Here is a 25967-nt window from a genome sequence, read left to right as displayed (position 1 = left end):
CGCGCCACCGGCGCGCTACAGCCTCAGCCCTTCGGCCGGCCGCTACAGCTACAGCTTCTCCACCGGTGCGTACCGCAGCAGCAGCCGCTTCGGCTTCTCCTCGCCGAAGTCGATCGTCGCCTCCGCGTTGTCCCCGCTGCCCTTCACCGCCACCACCGTGCCGAGCCCGAACGAGTCATGGGTGACCCGGTCGCCGATGGCCAGCGCGACCACCGGGCGCTCCTTGGCCCGCCGGGTCGCGAACCCGCTGCCCCCGGTGCGCGACCGCGACGACGACAGACCGGACGACAGCCCCGACGGCGGGGTCGAGGCGACGCTGCCCATGGACGCCGACGGGGTGGCGGGCCCGGTGCGCCGCCACCGCACATACTGGTCCGGGATCTCCTCCAGGAAGCGGGACGGCGGGTTGTACGCGGGCTGGCCCCAGGCGCTGCGCATCGTCGAGCGGGTCAGATAGAGCCGCTCGCGGGCCCGGGTGATCCCCACATAGGCCAGCCGCCGCTCCTCCTCCAGCTCCTTGGTCTGGCCGAGCGCCCGCATATGCGGGAAGACGCCGTCCTCCATACCGCTGAGGAAGACGACCGGGAACTCCAGGCCCTTCGCCGTGTGCAGGGTCATCAGCGTGATCACGCCGGAGCCGTCGGTGTCCTCGTCGGGGATCTGGTCGGAGTCGGCGACGAGCGCGACCTGCTCCAGGAAATCCGCGAGGGTGCCGGGGTTCTCCTCGCCGCGGTCCTGCTCGAACTCCAGGGCCACGGCCGCGAGCTCCTGCAGGTTCTCGATCCGGGTCTCGTCCTGCGGATCGGTGGACGCCTGGAGCTCGGCCAGATAGCCGGTGCGCTCCAGCACCGCCTCCAGGACGGTCGCCGGGCCCGCCCCGGACTCCACGATGGTGTGCAGCTCCTCCATGAGCGTGTTGAACCGCTTGACCGCGTTGGCCGAGCGGGCCGCCATGCCGTACGCGTCGTCGACCCGGCGCAGCGCCTGCGGGAAGGTGATCTTCTCGCGCAGCGCCAGCGCGTCGATCATGGCCTCGGCGCGCTCCCCGATGCCGCGCTTGGGCACGTTGAGAATCCGGCGGAGCGGGACGGAGTCCTCGGGGTTGGCCAGCACCCGCAGATAGGCGAGGACGTCCCGGACCTCCTTGCGCTCGTAGAAGCGCACGCCGCCGACGACCTTGTACGGCAGCCCGACCCGGATGAAGATCTCTTCGAAGACACGGGACTGGGCGTTGGTCCGGTAGAAGACCGCCACGTCACCGGCCTTGGCGTCGCCCGCGTCCGTGAGCCGGTCGATCTCGTCGGCGACGAACTGGGCCTCGTCGTGCTCGGTGTCGGCCACATAGCCGGTGATCTCGGTCCCGGCGCCGGCCTCGGTCCACAGGTTCTTCGGGCGGCGGTTCTCATTGCGCTCGATGACCGCGTTGGCCGCGCTCAGGATGGTCTGGGTGGAGCGGTAGTTCTGCTCGAGGAGGATCGTCCGCGCGGTGGGGTAGTCCTCCTCGAACTGGAGGATGTTGCGGATCGTGGCGCCCCGGAAGGCGTAGATCGACTGGTCGGCGTCGCCCACCACGCACAGCTCGGCGGCCGTGGTCTCCTCGGTGTCCGTGCCCACCAGCTCGCGCACGAGGGTGTACTGCGCGTGGTTGGTGTCCTGGTACTCGTCCACCAGGACGTGCCGGAAGCGGCGGCGGTAGTGCTCGGCGACGTCCGGGAACGCCTGGAGCAGATTGACCGTGGTCATGATGATGTCGTCGAAGTCCAGTGCGTTGGCCTCGCGCAGCCTCGCCTGGTACATCGCGTACGCCTCGGCCAGCGTCTTCTCGAAGCCGTCCGTCGCCTGTCCGGCGAAGGTCTCCTCGTCGATCAGCTCGTTCTTCAGGTTGGAGATCTTGGCGCTGAAGGACTTCGGCGGGAACCGCTTGGGGTCGAGATCCAGATCCCGGCAGACCAGCGACATCAGCCGCTTGGAGTCGGCGGCGTCGTAGATCGAGAACGATGAGGTGAAGCCGAGCTTCTTGGACTCCCGGCGCAGGATGCGGACGCAGGCGCTGTGGAAGGTGGAGACCCACATGGCGTTCGCCCGCGGGCCGACGAGCTCCTCCACCCGCTCCTTCATCTCGCCCGCCGCCTTGTTGGTGAAGGTGATGGCGAGGATCTGGCCGGGGTGTGTCCCGCGGGCGCCGAGCAGATAGGCGATGCGGTGGGTGAGCACCCGGGTCTTGCCGGAGCCGGCGCCCGCGACGATCAGCAGCGGCGAACCGGTGTGCTCCACGGCGGCTCTCTGCTGCTCGTTCAACCCCTCGAGCAGGGCGGACGGGTCCACGACGGGCCGCGCCGCGCCGTCCCGGTAGTGGGCCTCCCGGGGCACGGGCGCGTCGAAGCCGCCGCTGAAGAGGTGATGCGGCACGTCCTCGGCACCATCGGGGCCGGGGTGCGCCGAATCCTCGGGCGGCGGTGGTGGCTCCTCGTTCGAAGGAGGCCCGAGGTCCGCCAGGAAGCTGTCGTCAAAGAGGCTGCTCATCGCTCCCCGAGTCTAGGCCGCCCCACTGACAGCCGATGCCCGAACATCACGAAACGGTTTCGGGCAAAACGGCCACCAGTCTTCACAGGAGCCCCACGCGTTGGCTACCGTCCTGCGTCAGGCGGCCCGGAAGATCCGTCGGCGAACCACGTCGGCACGGGCGGCCTCCGCCGAGTCCGGCACCGCCGTAAGGCGCCCGGAGCCGGGGACCCGACAACGCAACACCGGGGTGAATCGGCCCGAACGGCGTGGCACGCAGGTGCCGCCCGGACACGGCCGTAGGGCAACCTTCCGTACCGCCCGAACCCGACAGCTAACCCGGTAGGCGGTCCACGGAAGGAGTCGCCTCCCTTGGCGTCGCACCGCAAGCCGCGGAGCCGAATACCGGCCCCGCTCACCGGTCACGGCCGCCGTACGGCCGTCGGGTTCACCACGGCCGCCCTCGCATCCGTCACCCTGCTCTCCCAGACGGCCAACGCCGCGCCGGGCGACCCCAAGCCGGCCGGCCAGTCGATCGAGAAGGTCAAGGAGAAGGTCGACACCCTCTACCACCAGGCGGAGAGCGCCACCCAGCGCTACAACGCCGCCAAGGAGCGCGCCGATCAGCAGCGGGCCAAGGTCGACAAGCTGCTCGACTCCGTCGCCCAGCGCACCGAGAAGCTCAACGAGGCGCGGCGCACGCTCGGCGCCTACGCCGCCGCCCAGTACCGCGACGGCGGAATGGCCCGCTCCGCCGCGACCCTGCTGTTCTCCAATGACCCGCAGGACGTCTTCGACCAGTCGCATCTGATGGACCGGCTGACCGGTCGGCAGAAGCAGGCCGTCGACGACTTCCAGAAGCAGCAGGCGAGCGCCGCCAAGGAGCGCGGTAGGGCCAGCGAGAGCCTCGCCTCGCTGACCGCGTCGCAGAAGCAGCTGAAGACCCAGAAGAAGACCGTCCAGGACAAGCTGACCGAGGCCCGGCGGCTGCTGGCGAATCTGACCGCCAAGGAGAAGGCGCGGCTGGCGGCGATCGAGAAGAAGAAGGCGGAGGAGGCCCGCCGTAAGGCGGCCGCGCTCGCCGAGAAGCAGCGGCAGGAGGCCGCGCGCAAGAAGCAGCAGGAGCAGAACAAAGACAGCAGCTCCGGTTCGACGGCGCCCTCGGCCCCGGCCAACAGCTCCAAGGCGGCCCAGGCCATCGCCTTCGCGAAGTCGCAGCTCGGCAAGCCGTATGTCTGGGGCGCGACCGGCCCCAGCTCCTTCGACTGCTCAGGGCTGACGCAGGCGGCCTGGAAGGCGGCCGGGATCTCGCTGCCGCGCACCACCTGGGACCAGGTGAAGGTCGGTACGCGCGTCTCGACGTCCGAACTCCAGCCGGGCGATCTGGTCTTCTTCTACGACGACATCAGCCATGTCGGCCTCTACATCGGCGACGGGATGATGATCCACGCGCCGAAGCCGGGCGATGTGGTGAAGAAGGCGCCGATCACCGAGATGCCGATCTACGGGAGCGTGCGGCCCGCGTAGGGCGGGCGCGGGGGCCGTACAGGCCCTTGGCGTGGGGGGGGGGGGGGGGGGGGGGGCCCCCCCCCCCCCCCCCCCCCCCCCCCCCCCACCCCTGCCTCACCTCAACCGCTACGTTTCCGCGTCCGAGTTGCCGCGCAGTTCAGCCGCGCGCCGGTGGTTCCGGCACCCCAGGCCGACGGAGACGAGGGGTGAGGGCGTCCGCCGTGAACCCGACGTAGGTCCCGCGTAGCGACGCGTTCACGTGAAGAGGCGTGCAGGGTGCGGAATTCGGTGTGCACGGCATGGATGTACGGGCGGGCCGTCCGAAGTGATCCGCGATGTCACAACTGTGTGCTGGGCGCGATCTGGAGCGGTCACAACCCGTCGGCGGGGCGGCAGTTGGCGGCCGGGCGGCGTTCTCCATTGCGCACACTGGTTCTGCAGAGCAGGTCAGCACGGGCACAACGGATGACGAGTGGGGGGAACGCGCCATGGCGGACGGTTGCCGGGACTGTGAGACGTGTACGAGGTCGTGGCTGGGGCGGCTGCTCCAGAACGCGGCGGTGGGGCTGATGCATGTGGTGACGATCGGCATCAGCTATCTGGTCAAGAAGGGGTTCAGGCGGCACTGCCCGCAGTGCAAGCACCTGCTGTCGCGACACTCGCGCAGGGCGGACGGTTCATTCCGGGACTGAGCGCTCCTCACGGCGCGAGGGTCGTTCGTCCGAGGACGCCGATATCGCCTGGGCCCCGTAATGGATCAAGCGCCCGCCGGGCCCGGGATGGTCGCGCTGATCATGCCGGTCAGGCGGTGCAGTTGCGCGGCCAGGGCGCGGCGCTCCTGCGGGGTGAACTGCGACAGCGCCTCGTACTGGCGCGCCCGTAGCTCGGTTTGCATCGCGGTGAGGCGTTCGGCGCCTTCTTCGGTGAGGCGGACGAGGACCTGGCGCTCGTCCTGCGGGGAGCGACGCCGCGTGATCACACCCTTGGCCTCCAGTTGCTGGAGCATGCGGGTCGCGGTGGGCACGCTGACCTCGGCGCCGGCCGCGAGGCGGCCGACCGGCAGGCCCTCCCCCTCGGCGTCCTGCGCCAGGGGGTCGAGCAGGGCCACCTGCGACATGGACAGGCCGACCGCGGACTGGCCGACGGTGGCCGCCCGCGAGCGCCGCATGGCGTAGAAGAGCCGGTCGGCGGCCTGGGCCAGGTCTTCCACGCCCGCCTCGGGGGCCGCCTCGACGGCCGATTCGAGGGCGGGACCCGTCTCTGGTTCGCCCGCCTCTTGGTTGCCTGCCTCGCGCATGATTGTTAGCTTACTAAATAAGATTGGTTAGCAAGCTAAGTACTAGGAGGCTCATCATCATGCCCTTCCCCGCCCGTATCGACGTCCACCAGCACATCGTCCCGCCCATCTGGGCCTCGACCCTCGCCGCGCACGGCCTCGACTCCGGCGGCTGGGCCATCCCTGCCTGGAGCCCGACCAGCGCCATCGCGATGATGGACCAGCAGGGCATCGCCACCGGCGTCCTGTCGGTCACCTCCCCCGGCATTCACCTGGGCAGCGACGCACAGGCGCGCGACCTCGCCCGCGCCGTCAACGAGTACGGCGCCGAGGTCGTCAGGGACCACCCCGGCCGCTTCGGCCACTTCGCCAGCGTCCCGCTGCCCGACGTGGACGCCGCCCTGACCGAGACCGCGCATGCGCTGGACACCCTGGGTGCCGACGGCGTCGTCCTGATGTCCAACGCCCACGGCCGCTACCTCGGCGACCCCGACTTCGAACCGCTGTGGGCCGAGATCGACCGCCGCGGCGCCACCGTCTTCGTCCACCCCGCCCAGCCGCCGATGCCGCTGCTGCCCGGCACCCCCGCCCCGCTCGCCGACTACGTCTTCGACACCACGCGCACCGCCCTCAACCTGGTGCTGAACGGCGTCATGAGCCGCTACCCGGACATGCGGGTGATCCTCTCCCACGGCGGCGGCTTCCTGCCCTACGCCGCGTACCGCTTCTCCGGCCTGACCTCCACCGTCGTGGACCGCGAGCGCAACGCCGAGGACATCCTGCGCGACCTGAAGCGGTTCTACTTCGACACCGCCCTGTCGGCCAGCCCCAGCGCCCTGCCCGCGCTGCTGGCCTTCGCCGAGCCCGGTCACGTCCTCTACGGCAGCGACTGGCCCTTCGCGCCCCAGGACGCCGGCACCTACTACAACCACTACCTGGAGACCTACCCCGACTACGCCCCCGGCCAGGCCGAGGCCATCGACCGCGGCAACGCCGAGGCGCTCTTCCCCCGCCTCGTCCGCTGACCCACCCATCCCGACCCGAGAAGGGAGACGCAGGTCACATGCGGTCCTGTCACATCTCCCCGAGCCGTTCCGTCAGGGAGGTGTCACGACAACAACGGCATAGGAGAGCCCGTCATGGATGCTCGTTTGAACCTCTTCGGCAACCCGCTCCTCGGCACGTTCCTGAAGCACATCAACTCCGCGGGCAAGGCGGTCACGGACTCGGCGCTGCCGGCCGCGACGCAGGAGCTGGTGAAGCTCCGCGCCAGCCAGATCAACGGCTGCGGCTTCTGCACCGACATGCACACCAAGGAGGCCGCGAAGGCCGGGGAGACCTCGACGCGCCTCAACCTCGTCGCGGCCTGGCGGGAGGCCACGGTGTTCACCGATGCCGAGCGCGCCGCCCTGGAGCTGGCGGAGCAGGGCACCCGCATCGCCGACGCGGCCGGTGGCGTCACGGACGAGGCGTGGGCGAACGCGGCCAAGCACTACGACGAGGAACAGCTCGCCGCCCTGGTGGCCATCATCGCCATCATCAACACCTACAACCGCCTGAACGTCATCGTCCAGCAGCCCGCCGGCGACTACCAGCCCGGCCAGTTCGGCTGAGACCGGCGTCCGCCGTCGGAAACCCTCAAGGGCGGTCGAGCCGGAGGCGCTCGGCCTTCGGCAGCCCCGCGACCACCAGGTCGTAGGAGTCCTCGATGAGCTCCCGGACCAGCCGGTCCGGGAGGCCGCCGTCGACCGTCACCGTGTTCCAGTGGCGCTTGTTCATATGCCACCCCGGGATGATCAGCTCCGGATACCCCTCACGGAGCCGGCCCGCGTCCGCCGGGTCGCACTTCAGGTTCACCGTGAGGGGACGCGCATCCAGCGTCGTCAGGGCGAAGATCTTGCCGACCACCTTGAAGGCCGCGACCTCCGGGTGACGGGAGAACGGGAACTCCTCCACCGCCGCGTTGAAGGAGAGGCAGAAGGACCGCAATTGTTCGGGGGTCACTCCGGATTCTCCTCGCACTCGACGTACTCGACCGAAAAGGCTCAAGGGGTGCAACAACGAACTCACCGTAGCCCAGGCCCCCGACAGCCGACTGGCGAGAATCCGTGGAGGCTCGGCAGAGACGCTCTTGGTTGCTGTCACGGCCTGTGCCTAGCCCCGGCGGACGCGTCGACGAGGTGCTGCTCGACCGCACCAAGCTCGACCATCGACTTCGGGCTCCTCGCCCGCACCGTCTCGCGGGCGTTGGAGCAGCGCGGAGCGGCTCAGCCGTAACACCGCTTACGCGCGGACCAGCATGATCGTCTCGTTGGGCACGATCGCGCCCTCCGCACGGCGTTCAAGCACGAGGAGGCCGACCGCGATGTTCCGGTAGGTGCCCGCCAGGCGGGGATCTCCCAGCAGAAGGAGGGCCACCTCGGACAGCGCCAGCGCTTCCAGACGGAGGAAGGTGGCCTCCGACGCCGTGAGGGGCCGTAGTGCCGCGGCGTGATCGGTGGTCGCCGCCACGATCCTGGCGGCCATCTCCTCGAAGGCACCGGCGAATACGCTGTGGTTGCGGCTCCGGACCAGGGACTCCTTCGCGTCCCTGGCGATGTCCGCGAGCGCCTCCGGCATCAATACCCGTACGCGGGAGGCGGTGAAGTCGACGCCGCTCAGCACCCGGTGGACGAGTGCCTGATAGGTGTCCGACCGCGCCGTGCCACGCCGGGAGCCCCTCCGCCAGCCGGCCAGACGGAGCAGCAGGGCGGCCAGTCTCAGGGCTCGGTAGGCATCGTAGGAGTAGCCGCGTGCCATGGCTTCACCGCCGGTCTCGTAGCCGGTTGTGACGAGTTCGCCGACGTCCGGCACGAGGGAGAGCCCCAGATCCGTGGCGCTGACGATGGCATCCCGGACGGCCGGGATCACGGCTCTGCGCGATTCGAACGTGACTCCGGCACGGAACATGGCACGGAGGTCGTCGCATGCGAGGGCCACGGTCAGGAGCAGGGCCGGATACTCCGGGTCGTTCCAGACCACGTTGCCGGCCGAGCCACGCGAACGGGTCATGACGTACTCGGTTGAACCACCGCCCGGACGGATGACGCCCGCTTGGTCGATGAGGTCCCGCACCAGGGCAAGCGCCCACCTGCCCTGGTCCAGGATCGCCTCGTCCCGATGACTCCGGCCGAGCCAGGAGTCGGACTCGCCGAGCCTCGCGCCGCCGAGCCCGCCGGCCGCCCCGTTGCCCTGGACCGGGTGGGGCGCGAGGCCGGGCCGTAAGTCCTCGGGAGCGAGCCACCAGGGATTGGGCGCACCGTCCGGCACCCACAGCGACAGCGACAGGGGGTTACCGTCCGAGGGGGCGTACCAGACGGTGTGCTCGGTCGTCGGAGCGGCGAGGCGGAACCCAGGGTCGGCGACTTCCGCTTTGGTGGGCAGCCGATAGCTGACGTCCTCGGGCAGGAGGCTGTTCAGCCACCGCACGAAATCCCAGGACTGCACCCTGGTCATCCCCGTGGCGGCCGCCTGCGGCGGGGCGTCGATCGGGCCGCGCTCCGTCGGCAGGAGGTGTTCCGCCGCGAAGAGACCGTAGATTTCCCGCGTCACCGGCCGCGCGCAGACCAAGGTGTCCTCGCCCAGCCGCACCGTGTCGCGAAGCCACCGCATGACCGTGACGGCCGTCATCAGACGGCGCCGGAGCGAGTCGACGGGCTCCCAGAGGGCTTCCTCGCGCAGCGCTTCCAGACGGCGGACCACCGACACGTCGAGTTCGGTCGCCTCCTCCTCGCAGTCGAAGGCCAGGGCGAGCGCCCTGACGGTCTCCGAGGACAGGCATGCCTCCACCACCGGGGCCGGGTCCACGCGGGCCGCGTACAGCAGTGTGGTCTCGCGCCACCAGTCGTCGTCCACGTTGGCGGCCAGGACGTCGACCCGGCCCCGGCGCTGGATGTGCAGGGCGGCCAGATGTTCCTGGAAGGTGAGATGGGCGAAGGAGTACAACCCGCGCTCCCGCTCGATCAGCAGTCCGCTGACAACGATCGCGTCCAGGAACTCCTGTGAGGACAGAATCGAGGAGACCCGGAACAGAAGAGGACGCAATACGTCCGAGGCGTACTCGCCACGGATGTCGCGCATCCGGTCGGCCATCATCACGAAGGCCAGCTCCCGCAGCACCACCTCCTTCTTGGCTCCCGTCAGCTCATCCCGCGACGCCGCCGCCCCGCCCTTGGCCTCATGGCGGCGCCACAGCAGCACCTCGCAGATCTCGCCGTACAGCTCGGCCCGGCTGCCGGGCAGCGCGCCCCGGTAGCGGTGCACATTGGCGATCATCGTCAGCAGGAGCGGATTGGCCGCCAGGTCGTACAGAACGGGGCGGGCTCGCAGCCGGGCCAGCAGGTCCTCGGCACCCTCCTCGGCGCGGTCGGCGACGGCGGCGTCGTCCGTGCCCGTACTCAGCCGCTCGATCGCGCGGTACCAGCCGTGGACGAAGCGCCGGATCTGCTCGCCGGTGAAGCGGCGCACCTGAAGCACCCTCGCGCGGTTGACCGGGGCGCTCGCATAGCCGTGGGGCGTGAGGTGAGGACGAAATCGTTCCCCTCGTACTGCTCGATCTGCTCCTCGACCCACTTGGACACATGGCGCCGGCCCTCCTCACGGGCCACCTCGTCCAGACCGTCCAGCAGTACCACGCACCGCCCCTCCTCGAGCTGACGGGCGAACCACCCCGGTGGCTCATCGCCCTTCAGCCGCCGCAGCGAAGCCCCGATGATCTCCGGCAGCGAGACGTCCGGGCGCGCGCTGATGGCCTCGGCGTGGTCCCGTAACAGCAGCAGCACCGGCAGGTCGCGTCCGCCCCGCTCCCGTGCGAGCCCCAGCGCCAGATGTTTGAGCAGCGTGGTCTTACCGGTGCCGGGGGCTCCGATGATCGCGAGTGCGGCGCCTTCCGGCTTACCGAGGAAGTCCCGTACGGACTGCCGCACCCCTACGGCACCGTCTACGCCACCGCCGACGTCCCCGGGGAGCGTCCCCGCCAGGGACTCGCGCGACGCCTCATGTGTCGGCCTCGGCGCCAGGCTGACGTCGACGAAGACCTCCTCGAGGCCAGGGGTGTAATCCCCGCGCGTGGCCAAGCCCTTGAGGTCTATGAAGCGGTGGTGGCTCAATACGTACGCGCGGTAGTCCCGCTCGAAGCGTGAGAGCCGCCACCGCAGCCGCCGGTCCACGGCGTCGGCGACCCGCTCAACCCACCGGTCGGCGACTTTGCCGTACACCTTGGCAAGAAATCCCAGACCCGCCAGCAGCGCTCCGTACCCGAGGAAGAGCAGCAGCGAGACGACCGGATGCGCGCTGACGGACGACCAGAATCTCGCCCCCAGCACCGCCGGCGGCACCAGACTCGCCACCGCGAGACCGAACCGCGTCAACACCTCCGCATTGCCCTTGCCGACCGCCACAGGTCTCCCCCGCCCCCTCGGTCCCCGCTCCCGTGCCGTCCCTTATACCGGCACGCATGCCTCGGCCCAATGGTTGCCTCGCATCAAAGGATTTCCAGTGGGCCCCAACCCCGAGTTGCGGCCCCCCACGCGCGGGGTGACGGTGGACACAAGGGGGACACGGGGGCGTGGGAGAACGTGGGGGGCTGAAGAAGACGCACAGGACCGCGCCGGTACACGGGAGCAGCGGACCGTCGTCCTTGGGGCCTGGCTTTCCGCGCAGTGGCGCGTGTCCGCGTTTCGGGGGAACGCACTGACCGCGAGCGCGCACAGGAGCGGAGAAGGCAATGACGAACGGACCTGGGCCCGCGGGGCCCATGGGCAGGGGCCCGAACGGGGAGCGGCCGCAGCGTGCCGGTACGCCGCTGGGGACGCAGCCGACGGAGTACACCGGGCGGTATGTGGTCCTGCTCGATCAGCAGGAACCCGAGCGCGGGATGGAGGCGCTGCGCTCGTCCGTCGGGATCGCGTCCGTGGAACGCGTCCGCGGGGCGGACCCCGGGGCGGCGGAGCTGCTGGCGCGGCCTGATGTGTCGGTGGTCTTCGACGAACTCGGCGTCGCCGTCGTCGATGTGCAGCCGGACCAGCGCCATGCGCTGGTCACCACGGCGGAGGCGGAGCCGACGATCATCGCGACGGAGCCGGAGCGCGTGGTGTACGCGTCGGTGATCACGGAGCCGCACCACACGCTGACCGGCTTCTTCCCGACGTACCGCAGCGACGAGGACGAGGTGACCCGGCACACCCGGGCCGAGCTCGCCACCTCGCTGGGACCGGCGTGGGACGAGCAGAACACCACCTGGGGGCTCCAGGGGATCCGCGCCAACTGGTCACATCTGACGGGCAGCGGGGTGAAGGTCGCCGTGCTCGACACCGGTGTGGACACCGACCATCCGGATCTGACCGAATGCGTCGAGGCGACGGCCTCCTTCGTGCCCGGGGCGAGTGTCGAGGACGGCCATGGCCACGGCACCCATTGCGTCGGCACGGTGGCCGGTCCGGCCAAGCCCGGGCACGCGCCGCGGTACGGCGTGGCCGGTGAGGCCGGGGTGCTGGTGGGCAAGGTGCTCAGCGACCAGGGTGTGGGCTCCGACGGCCAGATCCTGGCGGGGATGGCCTGGGCGGTCTCCCAGGGCGCCCGGGTGATCTCCATGTCGCTCGGGGCTCCGGTGGAACCGGGGGAACTGTTCCCGCAGACCTACGAGAACGTGACGCGGCGAGCGCTGCGGCTCGGCACCGTGATCGTGGCCGCGGCGGGCAACGAGAGCCGGCGGCCCGGCTTCGTGGCGCCGGTGGGGCGGCCCGCCAACTGCCCGTCCATCCTGGCGGTGGCGGCGCTCGGCAAGGACCTGGGGACCGCGTTCTTCTCCTGCGGTGCCATCAACGGGGAGGGCGGGGAGGTCAATATCGCGGCGCCCGGGGTCGACATCTTCTCGGCCGCGCCCGGCGGGACGTACCAGACGATGAGCGGCACGAGCATGGCGGCGCCGCACGCCGCCGGTGTCGTCACGCTGCTGGCTCAGGCGCATCCCGAGGCATCGGCGGCCGACCTCGGCACCCGACTGCGGTCCGGGGCCCATCCGCTGGCGCAACCGGCCACGGACGTCGGCTCGGGTCTGCTCCAGGCCCCGTGAACGGGGACGCTGTGGGGCAGGCGGCACCGTCCGGGCCGGTGGGGGTCATCCTCTCGGTCGACCCGGACCGGTTCGCCCAGGTCGTGGAGGCCGCGCGCCGGGTCGGGCTGACGGTCACCGGTGAGCAGCCGATCCTCGGCTCGCTGTCCGGGACCATCGCCGAGGAGCGGATCCCGGTCCTGGAGGCGGTGGACGGCGTCGAGTCGGTGGACCGGGAACAGATCGTCCGGCTGCCGCCGCCGCCCGACTCGCCGATCCAGTGAGCTCCGGCTCGCGCCTGGGGCTCGGCGTTCCGGGGTCCGGGGGCCGGGCTGCGGGCTGCGGGCTGCGGGCTGCGGCTGCGGGCTGCGGGCTGCGGGCTGCGGCTGCGGGCTGCGGGCTGCGGGCTCAGACGTGGTTGAACGGCTCGGCGTACGCGAAGGCCCCCTTGAGGGTCGGCTGATAGGCGGTCAGGGTCCGGACCTGGAAGTAGTCGCCCCAGGCCGGTTCCGGGGCCGTGATGCCGTACTCGGTTGACGGGCGGAAGCCGAACCGGCCGTAATAGGCAGGGCTGCCCAGCAGGGCCACCAGCGATTCGCCGAAGGCGTCCGCGGCGCCGAGCACCGCGTGGACGAGCGCCTGGCCGACGCCGCGGCGCTGATGGGCGGGGTGCACGCTGAGCGGGCCGAGACCGAGGGCGAGGGCCAGGTCGGAGCCGACATGGCCGCGGGTGCAGACGACATGTCCGATCACCTCGTCCCGGTCGCCGGTGGCGACGAACGACAGCGCGGGCAACCAGCCGTCGCTGATCCGGAGTTCGTCCAGCAGCGTGGTCTCGACCGGGACCGGGGTGCCCGTGGTGCCCATGGTGTCCGAGGTATCCGGCTTCGCGAACGCGGCCGAGGTGACGGCCCTGATGGCGTCGATGTCGGAGCGGGTCTCTCGTCGGATCAACATCGGGTCAGGATGCGTCCCAACGCGGTGCGGGAGCAAACCAATTGTGCGCCGTCACGCGGGACGGGCTCCGGGGTCAGCCCTTCGTGGCGCGGACGGAGAGGGCCCGTTCGACCTGGATGTACGTCACGTCGTGGTCGGCCAGGACATGCGCGGCGACACCGGGGCGAGCGGTGAGGGCGAGCAGCAGATGCTCATCGCCGATGTGCTTGTCGCCGCGGGCGAGGGCGATCCGCAGCGAGCGCTCCAGCACCGACTTGGCCTCCCGGGAGAACGGGCGGCGCAGGGGGCGCCTGCCGCGGCGGGGAGCACGTGCGGAGGCGGATTCGGGGGTGGATCCAGGAGTGGATCCGGCCGTGGCGAGGGCGCCCACGCCATGGGCCTCCTCCACCCGCGCGACGATCTCGTCCACATCGATGCCCAGCCCGGCCAGCGCCTCCACATCGGCGCCGGTGATGCCCCCGCGCCGGCGGACCTCGGCCAGGGCCCGCTCGATCGAGGCGCGTCGGCCATGCGCGCCGAGGGCGGTGAGAATCTCGGCGGCGGGACTGCCCTTACGGTCGCCGCGGATATGGGCGCGGTCCTTACGGCCGCCGCTCGCCTCCGTATGACTGCCGCCGTCCTCCGTACGGCTGCCGCCTGCACCGCTGCCGTCCGTACGGTCCAGGAGTGCGAGCAGCAGCTCGGCCTCGCCGACCGTGTCGGCCCCGGTGTCCTCCGCGTGGCGGACGGCGCCGCGTACGACCTCGCGGGCACTGGTGGTGAACCTCTCGAACATCAACGCCTCCCGTGCTTCTTGTGGACCGCCTGCCTGCTGACGCCCAGTTCGGCGGCGATCTCCTGCCACGACCAGCCCTGGGCACGGGCGCTGCGCACCTGTACGGCCTCCAGTTGCTCCAGCAGTCGGCGCAGCGCGGCGACGGCACGCAGTCCGACCCGGGGGTCCCGGTCGCCCGCGCGCTCGGCGAGATCCGTTGCTTCGGTCATGCCGTCAATGTAGGTTGACGCCTCGCACGCCGTCAACATGGGTTGACGAATGGGTCCGTAATTGGTTCGACACGGCCGCCTACGTCCGGCAGCCTCCCGTCATGGACCCCCATTACTGGCCCCTGTACGGGCTTCGCCTTCGTACGCCGCGTCTGGAACTGCGGCTTCCCGACATCGCCCTGCTCGACGAACTCGCCGCGGTCGCGGCGGACGGGGTACACGACCCGGCCGAGATGCCCTTCAGCACCCCCTGGACGGACACGCCCCCGGAGGAGCGCGGACGCGGCACCTTCCAGCATGCGCTGGGCACGATCGCCGAGTGGCGGCCGGAGAAGTGGACGCTGAGCCTCGCGGTGCTGCACGAGGGCGCGGTGATCGGCCGACAGGACCTGATCGCGACCGAATTCGCGGTCACGCGGGAAGCCGAGACCGGCTCCTGGCTGGGCACCGCCCATCAGGGCAAGGGCCTGGGCACGGAGATGCGGGCTGCGGTGGCGCACCTGGCGTTCGAGGGCCTGGGCGCGCTGTCGCTGACCTCGGGCGCGATGGTGGAGAACGGCCGCTCGATGGGGGTTTCCCGGCGGCTCGGCTACCGCCCCGACGGGCTGTCCGTGGTCGCCGTAAGGGGCGAGGCACGCACCATTCAGCGGCTGCGGCTGGACCGCGCGGCCTGGGAGGAACACCGCACCACCCCGGTCGAGATGGCCGGACTGGAGCCGTGCCGCTCGCTGTTCGGCGCTCCGTGATCGCCCGATGGGGCCCGATGGGCCCTGCCGCCCTTCTGATGCGCCCTGATGCGAGAGTGCGAGGCCGCATCGCCCGCTCTACGGTGGCTTGAGGGGGTCGGTGCGGCTGATGGAGGTGGCATCCATGGCGGGCAAGTTCGAGATCTACGAGGACAAGGGCGGCAAGCACCGCTTCCGGCTGAAGGCGGGCAACGGCGAGATCATCGCCGTCGGCGAGGCCTACGAGTCCAAGTCGGCCGCACAGAAGGGCGTCGAATCCGTCAAGAAGAACGCCCCGACGGCCGAGATCAAGGAAATCCCGAGCGACAAGAAGTAAGCGCGGCAATCGCGGCGAGCGCGGAACGGCCGAGGGCGGGCGCGCGCCCGAGGACGGCCGCCCCGCGGCGAGCCGGGGACGGACCGGGGACGGGTCGGGGCAGGGCCGGGGACGGACCGGGGAAGGGCCGGGGAAGGGCCGGGTAGCCGTGCCCTCATGCGGGCAGACCGCGTTCGCACGGCGCTGGTTACCCTCCCTTCCGTGGTCAAACCTCATATATCGAAGCTCCTGGCCAAGGGGCGCGGCTCGCTCCGGCGTCTGCGCAAGGCGTACCTGCGCCGCTGGCGCCATCCGCGGCTGAAATGGCCCAAGCGGATCGTGGCCGCCCTCGTCGGCTGCCTGGTGCTGGCCGTACTCGCCGCCGGGATCTCCCTGCGGCTGCTGTACGCGGGCGATCCCGGGCCCGGTACGCAGACCCGGGGCCGGGACGCCGTATGGCTCGGACACGCCTGGGTGGACGGCCGCAAAGGCGACGCCGAACTCCAAGGGCTGGCGCGGCGGGTGCGCGGCACCGGGATCCGCGATCTGTACGTCCACGCGGGCCCGTTGGAGCATGACGGCACCCTGCCCAACGGGCGCTACCCGAAAGCGGGGTGGCTGCTGGAGGCGGTGCACCGCGAACTGCCCGGCGTCCGCGTCCAGGCGTGGCTCGGCGACGTTCTGGACACCGAGGGCCCGACCGGGCTCAGCCTCGCCGACGGCGACAACCACACGCGGATCGTGGCCTCGGCGCGGCAGGTGCTGGACGCGGGGTTCGACGGCGTCCACTTCGACCTGGAGCCGCTGCACTCCGAGGACCGCGCCTACCTCGCCCTCCTCGACGCGCTGCACGCCCTCACCCGTCCCCGCCACGTCCCGCTGTCGGTCGCGGCCCACCAGATCGACCCGCTGCCCGCCCTGCACTCGGTCGCGGGGTTCCTCACCGGCCACCCCAAGTGGTGGTCGCAGTCGTACTTCGGGCAGGTGGCACGGCGAGTCGACCAGATCGCGGTGATGTCGTACGACACCTCGATGCCGCTGGAGAGCCTCTACGGCGGCTATGTGGCCCAGCAGACGGAACTCGCGCTCGAGATCACCCCGCCGACCACAGATCTGCTGATGGGCCTCCCCGGCTACCACACCGACAACTTCGGCCGTCACGCCTGGGCGGAGACCGTCCCGGCGGCGGTCCGCGGCGCCCGCCTCGGCCTCGGCCGCGAGGACCGGCGGCGTGAGCGCTTCGGGGTGGCGCTGTACGTGGACTACGCGGCGACGGACGACGACTGGGCGGCGTACCGGGACGGCTGGGGGCGGCGCGAGGCGGACTGACCCGGGGGTGGCATCTGGAGCGGGGGCGTCCGGGGCGGCGCGCCCGGTCAGGAGCGGGACGGGGTGACCAGGCCGGACTCGTAGGCCGCGATGACCAGTTGGGCGCGATCGCGGGCGCCCAGTTTGCCCATGATACGGCTGACATGGGTCTTGGTGGTGAGCGGCGAGAGGCCGAGAGTCTGGGCGGCCTCGGCGTTGTTGAGGCCGCGGGCGACGAGGGCGAGCACCTGGCGCTCGCGCTCGGAGAGCGCGGCCAGTGCGGCGGGGGCCGGGGCACCGGGCGGCGGGGCGTCCGGGAGCCGCAGGACGCGGGCGATGAGGCGGGCGGTGGGGCCGGGCGAGAGCAGGGACTCCCCCGCCGCCACGGTCCGTATGGCGTCCAGGAGTTCGGCGGGCCGGGTGTCCTTCACCAGGAAGCCGGACGCGCCCGCGCGCAGCGCCTCGACGATGTGCTCATCGGTGTCGTAGGTCGTCAGGACGAGGACCCTGACACCGGCGAGGTCCTCGTCGGCGGCGATGCGGCGGGTCGCCTCGATGCCGTCGAGGTCGGGCATCCGGATGTCCATGACCACGAGGTCGGCGCGGGCGGTGCGGGCCAGTTCGACGGCCTCGCGGCCGGTGCCCGCCTGCCCGACCACGTCCATGTCGCGGGCCGAGGAGACCAGCATGGCGAAGGCGGAACGGACCAGCCTCTGATCGTCGGCGAGCAGCACCCTGATCGGCGCGGCGGTGCCGGATGCCGGGTCCGGTGCGGCGGTTCCGGGGGCAGCGCCTGACGCCGGGTCCGCTGGGCTGGTCCCTGGTACCGGGTCCGGTGCGGTGGTCATGCGGTGGCCTCCCTGGGCGCTGCGGCGGTCTGTGCGGTGCCCGTACGGCCGCCGGGCGCGCCGCCCCAGCCCCACGGCAGCGCGGCCCTGATCGCGAAGCCTGGGCCGTCCTCGCGTGGTCCGGCGGTCAGGGTGCCCGCGACGCTGCGGGCCCGCTCGCGCATGCCGACGATGCCATAGCCCGGTTCCGCGGGCGCGGTAAGGGGCTCACCGTCGCCGCCGGGGCCGTCGTCCACGGCGACGACGCACAGCTCCCCCTCGTCCCGTACGAGCGTGATCCGCACCCGTGTGCCGGGGGCGTGGCGGACGGCGTTGGTCAGGGCCTCCTGCACGATCCGGTACGCGGCGGCGCCCAGGGCGGGCGACAGCTCGGCCGCGTCCACGCCGACCGTAAGGTCCACGCGTACGCCCGCCGCCTCCGCCGCCGCGGCCAGGTCGGCGAGTCCGGCGAGCCCCGGCAGCGGGCCGATGTCCTCCTCGTCCGCGTGGTCGGTGTCGCCGTCCGCGCTCCCACGGAGCACCTGGAGGGTGGCCCGGAGTTCGGCGCGGGCGTCCCGGCAGGTGTCGGCCATCGCGTCGAGCGCCTTGGCCATCGCCTCGCGGTCCAGCCGCTCGGGGTCGGCGATCAGGACATGCGCTGCGACGGAGGTCTGGACGCCGATGAGGGTGATGCTGTGCGCCAGCAGATCGTGCAGATCGCGCGCGATGCGCAGCCGTTCCTCGGCGACCCGCCGGGCCGCCTCCTCCTCACGCGTCCGCTCGGCGCGCTCGGCCCGCTCCAGGATCGCGGCGATGTACTTACGGTGGATGCGGACCGCCTCGCCGATCACCACGACCGACAGCACCCAGCCGGAGCTGCGCAGCATGTTGGCGCCGGCCTGCACGTTGCTGCCCAGGGTCATCATCGTCACCATGCCCGCGAGCAGGATGCCGACCGAAAGGAAGGACCGCAGCGGCGGGCCGATCACGGCCAGGGTGTAGACGGCGAGGAGCCCGGCCGGGACGACCGCGATATGGACGTTGTCCATGGCGTGGTACGGCCCGACCATGAGCACTACCGCCGCGGTGACCATCATCGGGCTGTGCCGCCGCCCCACGAGCGCCACGGCGCTGGCGGTGAGCAGCGCCCAGCCGAACGCGTCGGGGCGATGGCCGTTCCGATCGAGGTTGAGCAGGGCCAGCGTGATCTGCAGGACCAGCACCGCACCGGCGACCCCGGCGTCCACCCGCCGCCGCCTGCGGGCCTCGTCCCGGGTCTCGGCGGGGCGGGGGCCGCTGTGCAGGGCGCGCAGCACGGAGGCGAGCGCGCGGGGGGCGGTGAAGTGCGCGGTGGGGTGCGCCGGTGGGGTGGTCGCGGGGTGGGTCGCGGAAGGTGCGGGCACGGGCTCCATCCTCGGGGATCCGCCTCGGGCCGATCCATAGGGCGGTACGAAAGGGGCGGCGCGAACAGGCGGTGCGAACGGGCGGTACGAGGGGGGTTCCGGAACCGGCCGTCCCCTGTGCGGCCGGTCCGGGCTCAGGGGGCGGCCTCAGCCGCCGCGTACGGCCGGTTCGGGACGGGCCTCGGGACCGGCGGGGCCGCCCTGGCCTCCCGACGCCGAGGATGCCGACGAAGGTGACGAGGAGGGCGGGGCGGGCGTACCGCGGAAGAGGGCACCCGGCCACCACACCCACCGCTTCAGCAGCAGGCTCGCCGACGTCACCAGGTACGTCCGCACGAGGAAGGTGTCGAGCAGCACGCCGACCGCCACCACGAACCCCATCTCGACCAGCATCACCATCGGCAGCGTGGCCAGCACCGCGAAGGTCGCCGCCAGCACCAGACCGGCCGAGGCGATCACCCCGCCCGTCGTGCGCAGCGCGGTCACGGCCGCGTCCGGGACGTCCGCCCCGCGCAGCGACTCCTCTCGCATCCGGTGCATCAGGAAGATGCCGTAGTCGACGCCGAGGGCGACCAGGAAGACGAACGAGAGCAACGGCAGCCCGGGGTCCACTCCGGCGAAGCCGAAGACCGGGTCGAAGAAGAGCCCGCCGACTCCCATCGCCGCGCCCCATACGGCGACCACGGCGACGACCAGGACCAGCGGCGCGACGAGGCTGCGCAGCAGGGCCGCGAGGATCAGCAGCACGGCGATCAGCACCAGCGGGATGACCAGCATCCGGTCGCGGGCGTTGGTGTCCTTCAGATCGAGCTGCTGGGCGCTGGGCCCGCCGACGACCGCGTCGGCGTCCTCGACCCGTACGAGACCGGAGCGCAGGGCGTGCAGGGTGGCCGTCTCCCCGGCCGACTGCGGGGCGCCCTGGGGGAAGACGTCGATCTCCGTCCAGCCGCCGCCGCTGCGCCCGCGATCCGCCCGCGCGACCCCCTCCGTGTCGCGCGCCCGCCGCAGCACCTCGTCCGCCCCCGCGGTGCGCGTCATCACGCTGATGGGCTGGCTGCTGCTGTCGGGATAGGCATGGGCGAGGGTCTGGGTCGCGGCCACCGACTCGGGCTTGTCGGTGAAGGTGTCCTCCTGCTTGAGGTCGCCGGGCAGATTGAGCACGCCGATGGCGAGAGCGCCCAGCAGCGCGGCGCCGCCGAGCAGGACGGCTCCGGGCCGGCGGCGGGCCGAGCCGCCCATCGCCTCGAAGAGCCCGCGCCGGCTCGCCCGCGGCTCACTGCCGTAGGTGGGGATCAGCGGCCAGAACACCCGCCGCCCGAGCAGCACCAGCACCGCGGGCAGCAGCGTCATCATGGCCGCCAGCGCGCAGACGACCCCGACCGCGCCGACCGGGCCCAGTCCGCTGCTGCTGTTGAGGTCCGCGGCGAGCAGACACAGCAGCCCGGCGGCGACGGTGCCGCTGGAGGCGAGCACGGCTGGACCGCAGCCGCGCAGGGCCTCGCGCATCGCGTCGTACGGGGCGCGGTGGCGGCGGAGTTCCTCACGGTAGCGGGAGACGATCAACAGGGCGTAGTCGGTGCCCGCGCCGAAGACCAGCACCGTCATGATCGAGGAGCTCATGCTGGTGACGACGAGGTCGAAGCCCTGGACGAGGCCGTAGACGATCGCCATCGCGGCCATGGCGGCGACCCCGACCACCCCCAGCGGAACCAGCCACAGCAGGGGGCTGCGGTAGGTGATGATCAGCAGCAGGGCGACCACCCCGGCGGTGGCGAACATCAGCGTGCCGTCGGTGGAGGCGAAGACCTCCTGCGAGTCGGCGCTGAGCGCCCCAGGACCGCCGACCTGGACGCTCAGCCCCTCGGGGTGGGAGGCGAGCTCGGCGCGGACGTCCTTGACGGCCTCCGCCCGCTCCTTCTCGTCCGTCACGCCGGTGAGCGCCATGGGGTACATCAGGGTCGTGCCGTCCTTGGACGGTATGGCGCGCGGCGCCTGCCCACCGACGATGTCGTGGCGCCCCGCCACCTCGGCGACCCTCCCGCCGGCCGCCTTACGGTCGGCGTCGGTCAGCCCGCCGTCGCGGTGGTAGACGAGGACGAGGTCGATGGTGTCGCCACCGGGCAGCCGCTCCTGGAGCCGGGCCACCTGGGTGGAGTCGGCGCCCGCGGGGAGGTAGTCGACGGCCGTGTCCCGCTTGACGCCCTCGAGCTTGCCCGCGAAGGGGACGGCGACGAGGAGCAGCAGCACCCAGCCCGCGATGAGCGCCCAGGGCAGTGAGCGGTGCCGCTTGCCAGCGGGCCCGGCGGGCGGCCCGGCCGCGGAGGGCGGCGCCGCGTCCGATTGATGGGGATCGCTCGGGATCCCTGACGATGTCGTCTCCATGCCCCCAGGCTTCCGGCACGGGGGCGCCGATACGTCGCGCCGACGACGGAGATGGCGGCTACTGCGCCGGGGGCGGGACTGGGCCGATTACTCCCTGGGGAGTAGGGAGGCGAACCGGAATCTCCGTTTCAGAACGCCACCCTTGCGGCTTCAGGACTTCTGCCCTTGTGTCGGCTTCAGAACGCCGCCCGCGTGGCGGCCAGCAGCCGGGCCGTGTCGTCCGGGCAGATCATCAGGGCCCGGCCGACGGTTTCCAGGACCGCGCGCTCGGCCGGGCGGTACGGTCCGTCGGCCACGGCGATCCGTGCGCCCTGGAGGAGGATGGCCTCCCGGCCGGTGGGGGCCAGATGCGGGGCCAGCGGCTCCAGGGCCTCATGCAGCTCGATGGCAAGCGCCGTGCCGCACGGGTCCAGTCCGTCGCGCTCGCCGCACGCGCCCGGGAGCCGCCCGGTGTCGGCGGCGAGCGCCTCGATGAGCGCGAGCAGCTGGTCCTCGCTGCAGTCGGCGAACCCGGCGGCGCGCACCGCGCCCACCGCGACCTGCCGGACCGCCGTCGCCTCGGTGCCGCCCGCGGCCAGGACCGCGAGGGCCACGGTGTGCACCGCGTCGCGGAGCATCGCGGAGAAGCGGATGGTCGTGGGGTGGTCGAGCACCTCCGTGCCGTAGCGGCTGCCGCAGGCCGCGCATTCCACGATGGGCGCGACCGGTCCGCGCGGCAGCACGGGCAGGCCGAGCACCACGATGCGGCGGCGGCCGGTACGGCGGCGGAAGTTGCGGTCACCTCCGCATTCAGGGCAGAAGAACTCACCATCGCCGACGGTCCGCCACAGAGTGCGCACGCCTACCACACACAGGTCCCGGTCACGGCGGGCTCGCCGGTGCACCACGTCACACCTCCATAACGCTTCGGCCACGTTGCCGCGTTGACGTGATGCTAGCCACATCCATGATGTGACGTCAGTACCCCGAACGGAGACAACAGGCCAAACCCGAGGCCCCGCCCACCTCGCATGGTGAACGGGGCCCGTGTGGGTGACAAGGTCAACGGGGTGATGAGCCCGTCGGATCCGTCGGATGAGAGATCATCTACGCGCCGGAAAAATTACCGGCGCGCCCGGTTCACCGCCGAGACGACCGCCTTGAGCGAGGCCCGCACGATGTTGGCGTCGATCCCGACACCCCACAGCACCTGCCCGTCGATCGCGCATTCGATGTACGCGGCGGCCTGGGACGCGGCGCCCTCGCTCAGGGTGTGCTCGGAGTAGTCCAGCAGCCGTACGTCCACATCGATCGAGGCCAGGGCGTCGAAGAAGGCCGCCAGCGGGCCATTGCCGGTGCCGGTCAGCACCGTCTCGACGCCGTCCACGACCGCCTCGACGGTGAGCGCGTCGGTGCCCTCGCTGGTGGTGGACGTCTGTGCGCTGCGCAGCGCGATCCGGCCCCACCGGTTGTCGTCGGTCGGCAGGTACTCGTCCTGGAAGGCCGCCCAGATCTGGCCCGGGGTGACCTCGCCGCCCTCGGCGTCAGTCTTGGCCTGAATCGTCTTGGAGAACTCGATCTGCATCCTGCGCGGCAGGTCCAGGTTGTGGTCGTTCTTCAGGACATAGGCGATGCCGCCCTTGCCGGACTGGGAGTTCACCCGGATCACGGCCTCGTAGGAGCGGCCGACGTCCTTGGGGTCGATGGGCAGGTACGGGACCGCCCATTCGATCTCGTCCACGGTCTTGCCCTGCTCGGCGGCGCTCGCCTCCAGCGCCTCGAACCCCTTCTTGATGGCGTCCTGGTGGGAGCCGGAGAAGGAGGTGTAGACCAGATCGCCCGCGTAGGGGTGGCGCGGGTGGATCTCCATCTGGTTGCAGTACTCGGCGGTGCGGCGGATCTCGTCGATCTGCGAGAAGTCGATCTGCGGGTCGACACCCTGGGAGAACAGGTTCATGCCCAGCGTCACCAGGTCGACATTGCCGGTGCGCTCGCCCTGCCCGAACAGACAGCCCTCGATCCGGTCCGCCCCGGCCATGATGGCCAGCTCGGCGGCGGCGACGGCGGTGCCGCGGTCGTTGTGCGGATGCACCGACAGGCAGATGTGCTCGCGCCGGGACAGCCGGCGCGACATCCACTCGAAGCGGTCCGCGTGGGTGGACGGGGTCGAGCGCTCGACGGTGGCCGGCAGATTGAGGATGATCTCGCGACCCTCCTCGGGCTGCCAGACGTCCATGACGCCCTCGCAGACCTCCAGCGCGAAGTCCAGCTCGGTGTCGGTGAAGATCTCCGGGCTGTACTGGTAGCCGAAGACCGTCTCATCGCCGAGGATCTTGTCGGCGTACTCCACCACCAGCCGGGTGCCGTCCACCGCGATCTGCTTGACCTGCTCCCGGGTGCCGCGGAAGACGACGCGGCGGAAGGTGGGGGCGGTGGCGTTGTACAGGTGCACGGTGGCCTTGTGCACCCCGCGCAGCGACTCCACGGTGCGCTCGATCAGCTCCTCGCGCGCCTGGGTGAGGACGGAGATCGTCACGTCCTCCGGGATCGCGCCCTCCTCGATGATCGACCGTACGAAGTCGAAGTCGGTCTGGCCGGAGGAGGGGAAGCCGACCTCGATCTCCTTGTAGCCCATGCGTACCAGCAGGTCGAACATCTCGCGCTTGCGGGCCGGGGACATCGGGTCGATCAGCGCCTGGTTGCCGTCCCGCAGATCGGTGGACAGCCAGCGCGGGGCGACGGTGATGCGGTTGTCCGGCCAGGTGCGGTCCGGGATGTCGACGGCCTCGTACGGGCCGTACTTGTGGATCGGCATACCGGAGGGGCGCTGGGTGACGGTCGCGGCCGTGAGGGGCGTGGGGCGGCCGACGGCGCTGCCGGAGGTCGCGGAATGGCCGGGCGTATCGGAGTGAGTCGTCATGGTGCGCGGGGCTCCTTGGGTAATCCGCTGTCCACAGGACGAATCCGCTGTCGCGGACATCCTGGGGCGGCCGACAGGGCGTGATCACTGCAACGCCGAACTCCGCGGGGAGGGGGTCGGCCTTCGACTACAGGCCCTCGCCGCGGCAGCTAAGAAGAAGCAGCCCGAAACGCATGATGCGGAGCAGCCTAACCGAGACGCACCGGCGCGGCGGAACCCGTATCACTATGCGGACGGAGACATGGTCTGTGGAGGAATACACATCTACCACTCGATTTCAGCAATCATGACCGCAAGGCGTGACACTCGCATCACGCGGTGCGACATTGCCAGCCATGGACGCCAACGCCAATGCCCCCGCGCAGGCCCGCAGTCGCCGCCGCGGCACCTTCTGCACGATCGTGCCGCCACATGTCCTCGACAAGCTGTCCCATGCCGAGAACACCTCGCTGGCCGATCTCGCCCGCCGCACCCTGGAGCACGACGCCCTGCAGCGCACCCGCCGCCGGATCACCACCGTGCGCGGGGTCCCCGCGGCGCGGGCCGCCGCGCCCTCCGACAAGCCCGAGCGCACCATCTACGACGCCCACCGCAAGACCTCGCTGCCGGGGAAGAAGGTGCGCGGCGAGGGCGACCAGGCGAGCGGGGACGACTCGGTGAACCGCGCCTACGACGGGCTCGGCGCGACCTTCGAGCTCTTCCTCAAGGCGTACGGCAGGCGCTCGATCGACGACTCCGGCCTGCCGCTGAACGCGAGCGTCCACTACAGCGAGGACTACAACAACGCCTTCTGGGACGGCGAGCAGATGGTCTTCGGCGACGGAGACGGTGAGGTCTTCCTGGACTTCACCATCCCGGTCGACGTCATGGCCCACGAGCTCACCCACGGCGTCACCCAGTACACCGCCAACCTCGAGTACTTCGGCCAGTCCGGGGCGCTCAACGAGTCGATGTCCGACGTCTTCGGCTCACTGGTCAAGCAGCATGTGCTCGGCCACAGCGCCGAGGAGGCCGACTGGCTGATCGGCGCGGGGCTGCTGACGGACCGGGTCACCGGAGTGGCCCTGCGCTCGATGAAGGCCCCGGGCACGGCGTACGACGACGATGTGCTGGGCAAGGACCCGCAGCCGGGCACGATGGACGACTACGTCCGCACCTCACGCGACAACGGCGGCGTCCACATCAACTCCGGCATCCCCAACCACGCCTTCTACCTCGCCGCCACCGCCCTGGGCGGCAACGCCTGGGAGCGCGCCGGGCAGATCTGGTTCGACGTGCTGACCGGCGGCGATCTGGCCTCCGACGCGGAGTTCGCCGACTTCGCCCACCTTACGGTGGCCGCGGCGCACGCCCGCTACGGCGAGGGTGAGGAGCAGACGGCGGTGCAGGAGGCCTGGGCCGGGGTGGGCATCACCGATCTGCGGGCCCGCGTGGGCGCGCGCTAGAGCACGCCATCGGGTAGTGATGGAGCCATGCGCATCTCCGTCATCCGCACCGGCGGTTTCGCCGGAATCGAGCGCCGGGCCGAGCTGGACACCACCGGCCGGCCCGACGCCACGCATCTGGACGCCCTGGCCCATCAGGCCGTCGAGACCGGCCACATCTCGGCCGCCCGCGGCGTCCCCGACGGCTTCCAGTACGAGATCACCGTCGACGGCCGCACCGTCCACGCCGCGGACCCCCATCTGAGCGACGCCCAGCGGGAACTGATCCGCACGGTGCTGAAGGAAGGCGCGTAGGGGCGCTCAACGGGGCCCAGAACCCCGTTTCCGCGGCGGCGTGGGCCCGG

General features: G+C 71.4%; 24 protein-coding genes and 1 riboswitch. Of the genes, 11 read left to right on the top strand and 13 right to left on the bottom strand.

Annotation, left to right across the window (positions count from 1 at the left end; translation table 11 throughout):
• Positions 1-48: 48 nt before the first annotated feature.
• Entirely contained in the window at positions 49-2523 is a 2475-nt protein-coding gene (gene pcrA, locus ACFYOY_RS17340; protein WP_237516122.1) for a DNA helicase PcrA, read from the bottom strand.
• Positions 2524-2696: 173 nt separating this feature from the next.
• Positions 2697-2867, top strand: a riboswitch (cyclic di-AMP (ydaO/yuaA leader).
• Positions 2868-2874: 7 nt separating this feature from the next.
• On the opposite strand from pcrA, the gene ACFYOY_RS17335 reads away from it, so the two are divergent.
• Together ACFYOY_RS17335 and ACFYOY_RS17330 are read left to right on the top strand one after the other, a co-directional pair.
• Positions 2875-4029 (top strand): NlpC/P60 family protein, encoded by a 1155-nt coding sequence (locus tag ACFYOY_RS17335; RefSeq protein ID WP_388587823.1) that lies wholly within the window; start codon positions 2875-2877, stop codon positions 4027-4029.
• 470 nt (positions 4030-4499) lie between these two features.
• Positions 4500-4703, top strand: a complete 204-nt coding sequence (locus tag ACFYOY_RS17330) for a hypothetical protein (protein WP_059146343.1) — start codon at positions 4500-4502, stop codon at positions 4701-4703.
• Positions 4704-4768: 65 nt separating this feature from the next.
• On the opposite strand, the gene ACFYOY_RS17325 is transcribed toward ACFYOY_RS17330, so the two are convergent.
• Complete coding sequence (locus tag ACFYOY_RS17325; protein WP_388587820.1) at positions 4769-5308, bottom strand: MarR family winged helix-turn-helix transcriptional regulator; 540 nt, start codon at positions 5306-5308, stop codon at positions 4769-4771.
• Positions 5309-5367: 59 nt separating this feature from the next.
• Between ACFYOY_RS17325 and ACFYOY_RS17320 the strand changes: the two genes are divergently transcribed.
• Positions 5368-6312, top strand: coding sequence for an amidohydrolase family protein (locus tag ACFYOY_RS17320; protein ID WP_351882573.1), 945 nt, complete (start codon positions 5368-5370; stop codon positions 6310-6312).
• A gap of 114 nt (positions 6313-6426) precedes the next feature.
• On the top strand, positions 6427-6900 hold the full coding sequence (locus ACFYOY_RS17315) for a carboxymuconolactone decarboxylase family protein (protein WP_351882572.1): 474 nt from the start codon (positions 6427-6429) through the stop codon (positions 6898-6900).
• Between the two features lie 25 nt (positions 6901-6925).
• Here the strand turns inward: ACFYOY_RS17315 and ACFYOY_RS17310 are convergent, their stop codons facing one another.
• From ACFYOY_RS17310 to ACFYOY_RS17300, 3 genes are all read right to left on the bottom strand, one after another.
• The gene (locus ACFYOY_RS17310; protein WP_351882570.1) at positions 6926-7291 is read right to left on the bottom strand and encodes an MmcQ/YjbR family DNA-binding protein; all 366 of its coding nucleotides are present in this window, start codon (positions 7289-7291) and stop codon (positions 6926-6928) included.
• Positions 7292-7570: 279 nt separating this feature from the next.
• Entirely contained in the window at positions 7571-9793 is a 2223-nt protein-coding gene (locus ACFYOY_RS17305) for an NACHT domain-containing protein (protein WP_388587819.1), read from the bottom strand.
• Positions 9724-10725 carry an NACHT domain-containing protein gene (locus ACFYOY_RS17300; RefSeq protein WP_388587816.1) on the bottom strand — a complete coding sequence of 334 codons (1002 nt, stop codon included), beginning with the start codon at positions 10723-10725 and terminating at the stop codon, positions 9724-9726. Before ACFYOY_RS17300 ends, ACFYOY_RS17305 begins: the two co-directional genes overlap by 70 nt.
• Positions 10726-11051: 326 nt before the next feature.
• Here ACFYOY_RS17300 and ACFYOY_RS17295 point away from each other — a divergent pair, with 326 nt between their 5' ends.
• The gene (locus tag ACFYOY_RS17295) at positions 11052-12398 is read left to right on the top strand and encodes a S8 family serine peptidase (RefSeq protein WP_388587813.1); all 1347 of its coding nucleotides are present in this window, start codon (positions 11052-11054) and stop codon (positions 12396-12398) included.
• The gene (locus ACFYOY_RS17290; RefSeq protein ID WP_351882564.1) at positions 12395-12661 is read left to right on the top strand and encodes a hypothetical protein; all 267 of its coding nucleotides are present in this window, start codon (positions 12395-12397) and stop codon (positions 12659-12661) included. The genes ACFYOY_RS17295 and ACFYOY_RS17290 overlap by 4 nt, the downstream gene beginning before the upstream one ends.
• A gap of 124 nt (positions 12662-12785) precedes the next feature.
• Here the strand turns inward: ACFYOY_RS17290 and ACFYOY_RS17285 are convergent, their stop codons facing one another.
• The 3 genes from ACFYOY_RS17285 to ACFYOY_RS17275 form a co-directional block, all read right to left on the bottom strand.
• A complete protein-coding gene (locus ACFYOY_RS17285) occupies positions 12786-13334 on the bottom strand; it encodes an N-acetyltransferase (protein WP_351882562.1) in 549 nt (182 codons plus the stop codon).
• Positions 13335-13407: 73 nt separating this feature from the next.
• Positions 13408-14109, bottom strand: coding sequence for a Clp protease N-terminal domain-containing protein (locus ACFYOY_RS17280; RefSeq protein WP_388587809.1), 702 nt, complete (start codon positions 14107-14109; stop codon positions 13408-13410).
• Complete coding sequence (locus ACFYOY_RS17275) at positions 14109-14318, bottom strand: helix-turn-helix domain-containing protein (RefSeq protein WP_018087470.1); 210 nt, start codon at positions 14316-14318, stop codon at positions 14109-14111. Before ACFYOY_RS17275 ends, ACFYOY_RS17280 begins: the two co-directional genes overlap by 1 nt.
• A gap of 101 nt (positions 14319-14419) precedes the next feature.
• Between ACFYOY_RS17275 and ACFYOY_RS17270 the strand changes: the two genes are divergently transcribed.
• The 3 genes from ACFYOY_RS17270 (at position 14420) to ACFYOY_RS17260 (ending at position 16688) form a co-directional block, all read left to right on the top strand.
• Positions 14420-15064: a GNAT family protein gene (locus ACFYOY_RS17270; RefSeq protein ID WP_351882558.1), complete on the top strand. Its 645-nt coding sequence runs from the start codon at positions 14420-14422 to the stop codon at positions 15062-15064.
• Between the two features lie 124 nt (positions 15065-15188).
• Positions 15189-15380 (top strand): YegP family protein, encoded by a 192-nt coding sequence (locus tag ACFYOY_RS17265; RefSeq protein WP_351882556.1) that lies wholly within the window; start codon positions 15189-15191, stop codon positions 15378-15380.
• 201 nt (positions 15381-15581) lie between these two features.
• Positions 15582-16688 carry a hypothetical protein gene (locus tag ACFYOY_RS17260; protein WP_388587804.1) on the top strand — a complete coding sequence of 369 codons (1107 nt, stop codon included), beginning with the start codon at positions 15582-15584 and terminating at the stop codon, positions 16686-16688.
• Between the two features lie 47 nt (positions 16689-16735).
• On the opposite strand, the gene ACFYOY_RS17255 is transcribed toward ACFYOY_RS17260, so the two are convergent.
• From ACFYOY_RS17255 to leuA, 5 genes are all read right to left on the bottom strand, one after another.
• Positions 16736-17356 carry a response regulator transcription factor gene (locus ACFYOY_RS17255; protein ID WP_059146367.1) on the bottom strand — a complete coding sequence of 207 codons (621 nt, stop codon included), beginning with the start codon at positions 17354-17356 and terminating at the stop codon, positions 16736-16738.
• A gap of 155 nt (positions 17357-17511) precedes the next feature.
• On the bottom strand, positions 17512-18906 hold the full coding sequence (locus ACFYOY_RS17250; RefSeq protein ID WP_388587801.1) for a sensor histidine kinase: 1395 nt from the start codon (positions 18904-18906) through the stop codon (positions 17512-17514).
• 138 nt (positions 18907-19044) lie between these two features.
• Positions 19045-21279: an MMPL family transporter gene (locus ACFYOY_RS17245; protein WP_388587798.1), complete on the bottom strand. Its 2235-nt coding sequence runs from the start codon at positions 21277-21279 to the stop codon at positions 19045-19047.
• Positions 21280-21455: 176 nt separating this feature from the next.
• The gene (locus ACFYOY_RS17240) at positions 21456-22166 is read right to left on the bottom strand and encodes a TerB family tellurite resistance protein (protein ID WP_059146351.1); all 711 of its coding nucleotides are present in this window, start codon (positions 22164-22166) and stop codon (positions 21456-21458) included.
• A gap of 215 nt (positions 22167-22381) precedes the next feature.
• The gene (gene leuA, locus ACFYOY_RS17235; protein ID WP_351882547.1) at positions 22382-24178 is read right to left on the bottom strand and encodes a 2-isopropylmalate synthase; all 1797 of its coding nucleotides are present in this window, start codon (positions 24176-24178) and stop codon (positions 22382-22384) included.
• Between the two features lie 335 nt (positions 24179-24513).
• Here leuA and ACFYOY_RS17230 point away from each other — a divergent pair, with 335 nt between their 5' ends.
• Entirely contained in the window at positions 24514-25623 is a 1110-nt protein-coding gene (locus ACFYOY_RS17230; RefSeq protein ID WP_351882545.1) for a M4 family metallopeptidase, read from the top strand.
• A 27-nt stretch (positions 25624-25650) separates the two neighbouring features.
• Entirely contained in the window at positions 25651-25917 is a 267-nt protein-coding gene (locus tag ACFYOY_RS17225; protein ID WP_351882543.1) for a protealysin inhibitor emfourin, read from the top strand.
• The last annotated feature ends 50 nt before the right edge of the window (positions 25918-25967 follow it).

This window comes from Streptomyces sp. NPDC007875 (assembly GCF_042868035.1).
GTDB classification, from domain to species: Bacteria; Actinomycetota; Actinomycetes; order Streptomycetales; family Streptomycetaceae; genus Streptomyces; species Streptomyces antimycoticus.
This window is presented reverse-complemented; position numbering and strand designations above follow the sequence as displayed.

Excerpts from the sequence above, each read along its gene's own strand:
- ACFYOY_RS17280 (WP_388587809.1), bottom strand. The coding sequence starts at position 14,109 with ATGTTCGAGAGGTTCACCACCAGTGCCCGCGAGGTCGTACGCGGCGCC.
- ACFYOY_RS17325 (WP_388587820.1), bottom strand. The coding sequence starts at position 5,308 with ATGCGCGAGGCAGGCAACCAAGAGGCGGGCGAACCAGAGACGGGTCCC.
- ACFYOY_RS17330 (WP_059146343.1), top strand. The coding sequence starts at position 4,500 with ATGGCGGACGGTTGCCGGGACTGTGAGACGTGTACGAGGTCGTGGCTG.
- ACFYOY_RS17315 (WP_351882572.1), top strand. The coding sequence starts at position 6,427 with ATGGATGCTCGTTTGAACCTCTTCGGCAACCCGCTCCTCGGCACGTTC.
- ACFYOY_RS17225 (WP_351882543.1), top strand. The coding sequence starts at position 25,651 with ATGCGCATCTCCGTCATCCGCACCGGCGGTTTCGCCGGAATCGAGCGC.
- ACFYOY_RS17250 (WP_388587801.1), bottom strand. The coding sequence starts at position 18,906 with ATGGAGCCCGTGCCCGCACCTTCCGCGACCCACCCCGCGACCACCCCA.
- pcrA (WP_237516122.1), bottom strand. The coding sequence starts at position 2,523 with ATGAGCAGCCTCTTTGACGACAGCTTCCTGGCGGACCTCGGGCCTCCT.
- ACFYOY_RS17285 (WP_351882562.1), bottom strand. The coding sequence starts at position 13,334 with ATGTTGATCCGACGAGAGACCCGCTCCGACATCGACGCCATCAGGGCC.
- ACFYOY_RS17295 (WP_388587813.1), top strand. The coding sequence starts at position 11,052 with ATGACGAACGGACCTGGGCCCGCGGGGCCCATGGGCAGGGGCCCGAAC.
- ACFYOY_RS17270 (WP_351882558.1), top strand. The coding sequence starts at position 14,420 with ATGGACCCCCATTACTGGCCCCTGTACGGGCTTCGCCTTCGTACGCCG.
- ACFYOY_RS17230 (WP_351882545.1), top strand. The coding sequence starts at position 24,514 with ATGGACGCCAACGCCAATGCCCCCGCGCAGGCCCGCAGTCGCCGCCGC.
- ACFYOY_RS17245 (WP_388587798.1), bottom strand. The coding sequence starts at position 21,279 with ATGGAGACGACATCGTCAGGGATCCCGAGCGATCCCCATCAATCGGAC.
- ACFYOY_RS17265 (WP_351882556.1), top strand. The coding sequence starts at position 15,189 with ATGGCGGGCAAGTTCGAGATCTACGAGGACAAGGGCGGCAAGCACCGC.
- ACFYOY_RS17255 (WP_059146367.1), bottom strand. The coding sequence starts at position 17,356 with ATGCTGGTCTCCTCGGCCCGCGACATGGACGTGGTCGGGCAGGCGGGC.
- ACFYOY_RS17275 (WP_018087470.1), bottom strand. The coding sequence starts at position 14,318 with ATGACCGAAGCAACGGATCTCGCCGAGCGCGCGGGCGACCGGGACCCC.
- leuA (WP_351882547.1), bottom strand. The coding sequence starts at position 24,178 with ATGACGACTCACTCCGATACGCCCGGCCATTCCGCGACCTCCGGCAGC.
- ACFYOY_RS17320 (WP_351882573.1), top strand. The coding sequence starts at position 5,368 with ATGCCCTTCCCCGCCCGTATCGACGTCCACCAGCACATCGTCCCGCCC.